This is a genomic window from Mesorhizobium sp. M7A.F.Ca.AU.002.02.1.1, from assembly GCF_003998535.1.
Classification (GTDB): Bacteria; Pseudomonadota; Alphaproteobacteria; order Rhizobiales; family Rhizobiaceae; genus Mesorhizobium; species Mesorhizobium ciceri.
In genome coordinates this window covers 1-2338 of the sequence record NZ_RZPB01000858.1, presented here as the reverse complement: position 1 = coordinate 2338, position 2338 = coordinate 1, and the positions used below count along the sequence as shown (strand labels likewise).

Genomic DNA, 2338 nt, shown 5'->3' with positions numbered 1-2338 from the left:
GGAATGTCACGAAGGCGGTGAGATGAACCACGGGCGCGTAGAGTGCCGACACGCGATCAGCGATGCGGCGATAGTGCGCGCGACCGCCCTCTGCGGCTTCCATCAGCCGAACCATTTCGGCGAGGAACGAATCCTTCGCGGCGGCGGTCGCCTCGATCGTCAGCGGGCCGGTAAGATTGAGCACGCCGGCCTGCACGGCTTCGCCCGGCGCCACGTTTTTCGGCGCGCTTTCGCCTGAGGCCAGCGAGCAGTCGAGATCAGACGCTCCGTGGATGATCTTGCCGTCGACGGGGATCCTTTCACCGGCCGCGATCAGCAGCTGCATCCCCGGTTCGATCTCGCCAACCGGCAGATAGTCGCGCGCGCCATCGCCGCGCAGCACCATGGCGCCGCGTGCGGCCAGCTGCGACAGGCCTTTCACCGCGGTGCGGGCACGTTCGCGCATCACGTGATCCAGCGTCCTGCCGATCAAAAGGAAAAAAAGCAGCGAAACCGACGCGTCGAAATAGGCGTGGTCGCCATGGTTGATCGTCTCATAGAGGCTCATGGCGTAAGCGAGCGACACTCCGACCGCGATCGGCACGTCCATGTTCATGCGGCCGTGGCGCAGTGCATTCCAGGCCGAGCGGAAGAAGATGCCGCCGGCGAAGGCGAGCGCTGGGATGGCGATCAATGCGGAGACCCAGTGAAACAGGTCGCGGGTAGCCCCTTCGGCCCCGGACCAGACAGAGACCGAAAGCAGCATGATATTGCCCGCCGCGAACCCGGCAACCGCGACGGCGCGGATCAACTCCGAAAGCGTCCTGTCCTTTTCATCAATCTCGGGGGCGAAGAGATGCGCCTGGTAGCCGAGCCGTCCAAGCGCGGCGACGAACGGTGGAACCTCGTCGCCACGCCAGCGGACCGAGACCCGTTTCGTCGACAGGTTGACGCGGGCGCTCTCGACGCGATCGAGCGTTCCCAACGCCGTCTCGATCGTCTGGATACAAGCTGCGCAATGAACGCTCGGCACCGAAAGATCGGTTTGGCGGAGATCATCTCCAAGCGATCGGCTCGCCAGCCTGATCTCTTGACTAGACGGCAGGACCGACGTGGTGCTGCCCAGATCAAGCGCCATTTCGGCGCCCGGTGCACAACAACTCATTTCAGCGCTCCATGGGAAATCATGATCCTGCGGACTTCGCGGTAGGGCTCGGCCAGACCGGCGTCAGCGTCGACTTCGACGATCCAGACGCCATCCTTCGGCATGTGCTGGGCTGCGAATTCCTGGCCGGAGGCGAGGGCGAGGTTGACCGCCTTGTCCTCTTTCTCGTAGGCGGGATGGCGAAACAGCACCTTGACGCCATGCAAGGCAATCGGCTTGCCGACGGCGTCGGTAAGGCTATAGCGGACCTCGCCCCATGCGATGGTCAGCTTGCCGGTCCAGCCGAGCGCTGCCTGCGCCCGCCCCTCCTCGGCCTTCTTGTTGAACTGCTGGCTCGCCACATAGGTGTTTTCGACGACAAGGCCGGTCCAGCTCGTGTTGGCGAGCGTTGCCATCGTCAGATTGACCGCGATGACCACCCCGAAAAAGGCTAGGATGATGGCCAGCATGTGCCTGCCGGTGAATACGCGGGGTTTTTCAGCGTTAGCGGTCATCTGGCAGTCTCCGGCGCGTTGAAGGTGGCGGTGTATTCGTCCGCCTCGAAGCTCGCCTTGTCCTCGACACGGAACTTGAAGGTCTGCGCTGTGCCCTGGATTTGATCCGCCGGCTGGCGCACGAAGACCTTCAGCATTTTCAGGCGGTCGGGTTCGACCGGAATGGCAAAAGAACGGCCTTCCGGGATGTCGTCGCCGACCACGCTCATCTCGGCGCCCTGCAAGCCTTGAATCGCGACAACGATCGTCCTTGGCTCGGGGATCATGTTGAGCAGCTTGACGGTGTAGCCGTTGCGGATCGAGCCGTCGGACAGCGTGACAAATTGCGGATTGCGATCATGCAGCACGTTGACTTCGAGCCGATCGCGCGTCAGCAGCGAATAGAGCAGACCCAGGCCGATCAGCGACCAGATACCCATGTAGACGTAGGTGCGTGGCCGAAAGATCTTGCGGATATGGAAATGCGCCACCTTGTCGGAGAACAGGCCATCAGCGGTCCTGACCTGCGACGGGTTGACTGAACTGGAGCCGCCCGCGGTCGCCAGCATCATGTTGGCGTTGTAGTCGGACAGTGTCGCATAGGAGATCAGCCCGCGCTCCTTGCCGAGCTTGTCCATGACCCCGTCGCAGGCGTCTATGCACAGCGCGCAGGTGATGCATTCCATCTGCTGGCCATCGCGGATGTCGATCCCCATCGGGC

General features: G+C 62.8%; 3 protein-coding genes. All 3 read right to left on the bottom strand.

Annotated elements, in window-relative coordinates; translation table 11 throughout:
• Nucleotides 1-1144, bottom strand: a 1144-nt coding sequence (locus tag EN879_RS32400) for a heavy metal translocating P-type ATPase (RefSeq protein ID WP_164774718.1), incomplete at its 3' end; no start/stop codon positions are given.
• The gene (locus tag EN879_RS32395; RefSeq protein WP_063169221.1) at nucleotides 1141-1638 is read right to left on the bottom strand and encodes a FixH family protein; all 498 of its coding nucleotides are present in this window, start codon (nucleotides 1636-1638) and stop codon (nucleotides 1141-1143) included. The genes EN879_RS32400 and EN879_RS32395, both read right to left, overlap by 4 nt.
• A partial coding sequence (locus EN879_RS32390) for a FixG Ig-like domain-containing protein (protein WP_245493905.1) occupies nucleotides 1635-2338 on the bottom strand: 704 nt, incomplete at its 5' end. The genes EN879_RS32395 and EN879_RS32390, both read right to left, overlap by 4 nt.

Excerpts from the sequence above, each read along its gene's own strand:
- EN879_RS32395 (WP_063169221.1), bottom strand. The coding sequence starts at position 1,638 with ATGACCGCTAACGCTGAAAAACCCCGCGTATTCACCGGCAGGCACATG.